This is a genomic window from Lutimonas sp. (assembly GCF_051011215.1).
Classification (GTDB): domain Bacteria; phylum Bacteroidota; class Bacteroidia; order Flavobacteriales; family Flavobacteriaceae; genus Lutimonas.
The window spans coordinates 1-6,691 of sequence record NZ_JBPCUJ010000153.1 but is presented as its reverse complement, the minus strand read 5'-3'; the positions used below and the strand labels follow the sequence as shown (position 1 = coordinate 6,691).

6 protein-coding genes are annotated in these 6,691 nt (G+C 39.7%); 1 reads left to right on the top strand and 5 read right to left on the bottom strand.

The window, feature by feature from the left end:
• The 3 genes from ACR2MV_RS14680 to ACR2MV_RS14670 all read right to left on the bottom strand — a co-directional run.
• Positions 1–749: SDR family NAD(P)-dependent oxidoreductase (locus ACR2MV_RS14680; protein WP_434022846.1), on the bottom strand; the 749-nt coding region annotated here is incomplete at its 3' end.
• Positions 750–751: 2 nt separating this feature from the next.
• Positions 752–2,464, bottom strand: coding sequence for a sodium:solute symporter (locus ACR2MV_RS14675; RefSeq protein ID WP_434022844.1), 1,713 nt, complete (start codon positions 2,462–2,464; stop codon positions 752–754).
• Between the two features lie 37 nt (positions 2,465–2,501).
• Positions 2,502–3,485 (bottom strand): phytanoyl-CoA dioxygenase family protein, encoded by a 984-nt coding sequence (locus ACR2MV_RS14670; RefSeq protein ID WP_434022842.1) that lies wholly within the window; start codon positions 3,483–3,485, stop codon positions 2,502–2,504.
• Between the two features lie 156 nt (positions 3,486–3,641).
• On the opposite strand from ACR2MV_RS14670, the gene ACR2MV_RS14665 reads away from it, so the two are divergent.
• The gene (locus ACR2MV_RS14665; protein WP_434022840.1) at positions 3,642–4,487 is read left to right on the top strand and encodes a helix-turn-helix domain-containing protein; all 846 of its coding nucleotides are present in this window, start codon (positions 3,642–3,644) and stop codon (positions 4,485–4,487) included.
• A gap of 76 nt (positions 4,488–4,563) precedes the next feature.
• Here ACR2MV_RS14665 and ACR2MV_RS14660 read toward each other — a convergent pair whose 3' ends face one another.
• Together ACR2MV_RS14660 and ACR2MV_RS14655 are read right to left on the bottom strand one after the other, a co-directional pair.
• Positions 4,564–5,715: a hypothetical protein gene (locus ACR2MV_RS14660; RefSeq protein WP_434022838.1), complete on the bottom strand. Its 1,152-nt coding sequence runs from the start codon at positions 5,713–5,715 to the stop codon at positions 4,564–4,566.
• A gap of 82 nt (positions 5,716–5,797) precedes the next feature.
• A partial coding sequence (locus tag ACR2MV_RS14655; protein WP_434022837.1) for an alkaline phosphatase family protein occupies positions 5,798–6,691 on the bottom strand: 894 nt, incomplete at its 5' end.

Sequence of the window (6,691 nt, the reverse complement as noted above, 5' to 3'; positions counted from 1 at the left end):
CCGTTGGTCGCAGCACTCAAAGGGCTGCATAGGAACAAAGCCATGTTGGCAATCTCTTTTGGCTCTGCAAATCGTTGAAGCAAAGAGCTATTTCGATCTGTACTAAAAAAATCTTGAGCAACTGTTTCCCTCGACACTCCTTGATTTTTAGCCTGTTCTTTTAAAAAATCTTGCGCACCCTGAGTCAGTGTAGAACCTGGTATGATGGTGTTCACCGTTACTTTTGAACCCTTGGTAGTCTGAGCAAGTCCTCTGGATAAGCTGAGTAATGCCGCCTTGGTAGTGCTGTAAGCGATTAAATCTTCTGGAACAAGTTGTGCACATTCACTCGAAACAAATAAGATCCTGCCCCAATTCCGGTCAATCATTTTTGGTAAAAACCATCTCGATAACTGAACACCGCTTATCAGGTTTACCTGAATCATATCCTGCCAATGCGCGTCGGTGGTTGCTTCAAATGATTGTGATGAAAATATACCCACATTATTAATAAGAATGTCAACCTGTGGAATATTATCCTTTATGGTACCAATTGATTTTGGGTCTTTGAAATCAACGGCAATGCCGGTAACCTTGGCACTTTTTCTGTTCGTTTGTAACCTTGCCATCGCAGCATCTACAGATTTTTGGCTGCGCCCGTTGATAATAACCTTGGCGCCTTCATCCAGGAACCCTTCAGCCATGGCAAAACCAATGCCTGAGGTTGAGCCTGTGATAAATACTGTTTTTTGATCTAATTCTAAATTCATACTTATGAAATAATGCCCCAGGGGCTAAAAATAATCCAAAGTGTCAGCACACAGAAGATCAATAAAATGGTCAGAAAAACATCTGTTGACCAGGTTATTTTAACGTTTAATTCTTCTTTACTAAAAGTCACTAATTCCAAAAGTGCTGGTTTTTTAGCACTTCCTATTTTACTGAAAATCATGAGCACACCAACACTAAAAACGAATAAAACAATGGCATAGTGCAAGAAGTTAATATCCAACATGAGCTGTAACAAACTACCCTGTTCCACGATGATGATTCCTTCTTTGCTCAGATACTCTGTTACCAGTCTGAACATACCCAAGGCAAAACCCGACCAAAGTGCTACAATAGCTCCTTTGGCGTTGATCCATTTGAAAAACAAGCCAAACAAAAAAACCGCTGCAATAGGGGGTGAGATATAGGCCTGAACGCTCTGTAAATAATGAAAAAGCCCGCCACCCATTAAGGTTTTCATAAAGGGGATCCATAAAAAACTGGCAATAACCAGAACGAGCGTTGCCAGCTGACCAACCCAGACCAGTTCCTTTTCACTGGCATTGGGTTTGTATTGTTTGTAAAAATCGAAGGTGATCAGGGTTGATGAGGAATTAAAGGCAGAGGACAGTGAACTCATTAAGGCAGCGAGAAGACCGGAAATGGCCAGCCCTTTTAATCCAATGGGTAAAAATCCATTGATCATTGCCGGTAAGGCATGGTCGGGATTGTCAAGTGAAAAGCTCAACATCCCTTTTTGAGCCAACGCATAGGCAATAACCCCAGGAATAAAAAATATAAAAACGGGGAGCAGTTTTAAAAATCCGGCAAACAAGGTTCCTTTTCGGGCATTGCTGATATCCTTTGCGGATAAGGTTCTTTGCACAATAAATTGATCTGTACACCAATACCAGACCCCCAAAATGGGTGCTCCAAAGAGCATTCCCGTCCATGGATAAGAACTATCATCAACGGGCCTCCAAAGGTTGAAGAAACTTTCAACTGGCGGATTACCGGGTGTTGACGAGGCATCTGCGATGGTTTCGATCATTGCATCCCATCCTCCGATCTGCATCAAACCAAAATAGGTGACGGCACCTGTTCCTGCCAATAAAATAAAAGTCTGGATCATGTCGGTATAGATCACAGCTTTCAGGCCTCCAAGAATGGTGTAAAAACCTGTAGCTACAATGGTAATAATAGCTCCGGTCCAAAATGATATGCCCATGGTTTCAAACACCAGGGCACCGGCAAAAATGATGAGTGATATTTTCGTAATCACATAGGCCAGTACAGACACTACGGAAAGGTAATTTCTACAGGCTTTTGAATAGCGAATTTCAAGAAATTCAGGCATGGTATACACACCGGACCTTAAATAAAACGGGACAAAAACCCAGCCGAGTAAAATGAGGACTAATGCGGCAATGATCTCGAAATTAGCCTGAGGCATTTCAGCTCGTGCACCGGCTCCTGAAACTCCTATAATGATTTCAGACCCAATATTAGAAGCAAAAAGGGAGGCGCCGATAACAAACCAGCCCGCACTTTTTCCTGCCAGAAAATAGTCTTTAGAATCTCTGTTTCCCTTTGAACTTCCACCACCTTTTGAAACCCACCAGGCAATCCAAAGAATGATAGCAAAATAGAGAAGGACAATCGAAATGTCAATAAAATGTAGGTTTCCCAGCATGGATACTTCTAAGATTTTGGTCAATGATATAAATGTAGGAATTATTTAGGAAACCTGATTTTTACCATTTTGAAAGACCCAGCAACTTTTTACCTAATTCATTTAATGCTGCCTTTTCATATTTTAATTGCTCAAAATTTCTTGGATCCCCCGGGAAAGCATATCCGCTGGGTGCAATTCTTTTTTCCCATGAGTTGATACGCCAATTTTTTAGTTCCTCGTTGTCTTCTTCCGCAGGCATCATTGATATGTATTGCGCAATTCGAACTTTATCTTTGGACAGGTTGGGACGGATGCCATGTGGTTGGGTGCTGTTAAATATCAGCAGGTCTCCGGCGTTTAGTTTGACCTTTACGATTTGTTCGGTCAAATCACTTACATCCGGTTGAAAGTGATCACGATCTTCGGGTTGTCCCAATTTCCAGGTATCATAATTTCTGTAGAGCCATGGGATGCATTGAAAGCCACCCATATCTTCATCATTTTGATCGGCTAAGGCCAATACGCCTTGAACATTTTGAGGTTTGGTTTCAGGATCATAATCCCAGTGGATAAATCCTTTGTATTCAAAACCAGGTCTGATCGGGAAGTTTAAATTAGCTCTGTCTATGGTGACCCAAAGTTTTTCCGTGCCCCATATATCAGCAAAGGCATCATATACTCGTTGATTTTGTCGATTATTCCACAAAGCCTGATTATTATATACTTCAACCATCCCTGTACCTGCCAGTTCTTTCATTTCTATTTCAGCCCGAGGAGGTGCATACCAGGTATTTTGGTCTGAAGCAGTTTTTTCCTCAAATTCCCATAAGAAATCGGCTGTTTTTTTGGCTTGCTCTTTGGGTACAGCGTTTTTAATGACCACATACCCATTCTCTATCCAAAACTTCCAATCTGCTTCCGACAAGACCTTCAATGCTTTTCCATTCGATCGGTCGTTCAGTTTTAATTCACTGCTGGTTGCGGTGGACGGGTTGCCAGGAATTTCTTTGTGATTTTGATTTGGACTTTCTCTTTCGTCTATTTTTTCGTTTTGATAATTCATGTTCGTCGTTTTTTAATCGCTTAAGCCAATTGTACAAGTCAAAGATAGCCGAGAACAAAAGCGATGGCTACGCTTATAATGATTGAAATTTGAACAATATTGATTATTGAGTTATATATATATCAATTATTAGCTAATTTTGTTTAAATTCATACAATGAAAACGGAATTAGAGCATATTCAACCCAAACAGGGAAGTTCTTTGAGTCTGTCGGTGAACCCGGACTTCAGTGACTTTTTTTACTGGCATTTCCATCCTGAGTTTGAATTGGTTTTTATTGATGGAGTTGATGGCAATCGACACGTAGGAAATCATTTGTCTCGATTTCAAGGTAGTGATTTGGTATTGATAGGATCTTATATCCCCCACTTAAATTTTGACTATGGCATCAAAGATCCGTATGAAAAAATAGTTGTACACATTCAGCAAAGTTTTTTGGAGAATGCTTTTCTAACCACGCCGGAATTAGAACCCATTCACAGATTGATGGAAGCATCAAAAAAAGGTGTTGCTTTTGGAGAGAAAACAAAATTACTGCTGAGAAGGCGCATTAAAGACTTGCCGAAATTGAATGATTTTGAGCAATTTCTTGAGTTGATAGATATTTTAAATACCCTGGCTCAATCAGGTGATAAGGAATACCTTCACGAGCATCCGGTTAAAAATCAGTTTAACACAAAAGACAAGAATCGAATTGACCGAATTTATGCCTTTGTTGATGAGCATTATAAAAGGAGGATCGATATTGAGGAAGTGGCTTCTTTAAGTCATTTTTCCAAACCTGCATTTTGTCGTTATTTTAAAAAAATGACCAAGCTGACCTTTACGCAGTTTGTGAATCATTATAGAATTGATAAGGCTAAGAAACTTTTGTTGTCAGGAAAAAACGTCACAGAAACCTGCTTTGCCAGTGGATTTGAAAGTCTGTCTTACTTTAACCGAACCTTTAAAAAGATTACAGGAACCAATCCTATTTCTTTTCGTTCAAAGTTTCAAACCTAATCGCCTCGGAACGGAGGGTTCTTTTCCTTCTGTTCCGAGGCGATAAGCGCTCAGGATTTTATATACCTGCAGCTTGTTAATAGTTCTTATAAAATGAAATCAGTTTATTGTGTAGCTGAGATTGAATCGGCTTTGTGAATTCAACAAACAATTGTTGCGGTGGAGCCGGAGTGATTCTTTTGTTCTGACAGATCACAACCTGCTCATCACTCAAGGCTCTCTGGTCGCCGTTAAATTGACCCCATTCATGGAACCATACAAATTCACCCGGTAGATCCTGGTAAACGATGTCTTTATCATTCATCCCATTCTTTGTGATAGATAAATTTACAAGACCTCTTGAAATGACTTCCATTCTGTAGAGAGCAACTTCTGCATTCACGGTTCCAACAACCTCTTTTTTTCTTCCGCTGTCTAACGTTATTTCTCCGATGACCACGCTATCTCGCTCCATTTTTTCAATGGTTTCTTTGGTATGTGTTTCTCCAACTACAAAATCCTCAAAATTAACTTCCAGTATTTGATCCGGATTCTGTACATTATTATTGGCAGCTTCTTCCGGAGAGTAGAACCTGATAAATTCATTATTTTCTATTTGCTTTAAGGTATTCTCCACTTGCTTATAAAACAGGTCGGCACTTACTTCATAAAACCTGGATTGAACAGGTTTCAGGTTCGCTACAACATGAAGGATAGAACGGTGGTATGACTCGTCTATTTTTTCACCTACATTTCTGTACCCAGGGACGAATTTATCTGCTTCTAAAAAATAATAATAGGCCTGCTTGGCGTTTTCACGATTTCCCATCGAAAGCTGATAAAGACCGGCTTCAAATTGTTCATCTGCCGCTAAAGGTTTAATTCTATCAAGGGTTTTATAGTATTTCTTTGGATTGCTGATAACTTGCTGAGCACCTGGTGAACGTTGTATACTTTCATACATGCTATTCAGTTTTCTATAGGTTCCAGCTGCTTTGGTATATTGAAAGTCGACATTGGCATGGTCCTGATTTTCAAGTTTATCCATAAAGGCATTCACTGCCTGAGGATAGGCATTTGCCAGTGTTTCCCGAGCATTTTTGTTGTTTGGACTTTTGCGCAGTTTTTCAACGGAACGCATGACGGAATCATAATAATTCCCTTTTTCATATTGACTTTTTGCCGTTGTACATGCCACAACAACACTCAAAATGATCAAAATACCACATATACTTTTTGCAATCTTCATTCTTTCTAAGACTTAAGTTTGGTTAAAAAAAAATACTGTCAACTTTTTAGATAACGCAAATGAGCGCTATATATTGAATTAATTAGTTTTTTATTTCTGTTAGAACCTTTCCAGAGCTGGATTCAGGAGCAGGAATACCCAGATATGCGGATAAAGTTGGTGCCAGATCTGCGGGATGTACAAGCTGATTGATGGATTTATGATCTATGTCGGGACCTGAAAAAATAATGGGAACATGGGTGTCATACTCCCATGGTGAGCCGTGCATGACTCCTATAGGGCCTTTTTCAAAAAGAAACCAATAAGGGGCTTGAGCCACATAGATATCTCCTGAGCGTTGCTCATTAAAATTGTTTTTGATTTTAATATGAATGGGATCTTTTGACGGTGATTGGATTTGATCTTTTGATAAAGCGACAGCGATTCCAGTAACTTTTGACAGTTCGGTAGCGATCACATTTGCTACATGGGAGGCATCCAGACCTGCTCTTTGAATAAGATCCTTTTTTAAGTACAGAGATGGTCTGAAAAACGTTTTGGCTATAGAATCTATGCCAAAGCTGTCTGCACCTATTCTATTGGTTATATCAATGATGTCAGTTGAATAAATACGACCCACTTCCATACCTTTTTCATTCATATATTCCGGCATTTCCGCCATACCATGATCGGCAGAAAGAACGATGAGTGTGTTGTCCATGCCCACTTTTTTATCAATAAATTCAAACAAACTCTTTAAAGTTTTGTCCAGTTGTAAAACCATATCTTCATTTTCCAAACTTGAAGGTCCAAAGAAATGATTCACCGCATCTACTCCTGAAAAACTAATGGCCAAATAATCTGTTATAGCATCCTGACCCAGATTTTCATTCTCCACCAGCTTTTTGGCAAAATCCAGCAGTAAGGCATCTCCTTTAGGGCTGACGATTATTTGAGTATATAGCAAGGGGTGGTTTATGCCACCAAATTGATGAGG

Excerpts from the sequence above, each read along its gene's own strand:
- ACR2MV_RS14670 (WP_434022842.1), bottom strand. The coding sequence starts at position 3,485 with ATGAATTATCAAAACGAAAAAATAGACGAAAGAGAAAGTCCAAATCAA.
- ACR2MV_RS14665 (WP_434022840.1), top strand. The coding sequence starts at position 3,642 with ATGAAAACGGAATTAGAGCATATTCAACCCAAACAGGGAAGTTCTTTG.
- ACR2MV_RS14660 (WP_434022838.1), bottom strand. The coding sequence starts at position 5,715 with ATGAAGATTGCAAAAAGTATATGTGGTATTTTGATCATTTTGAGTGTT.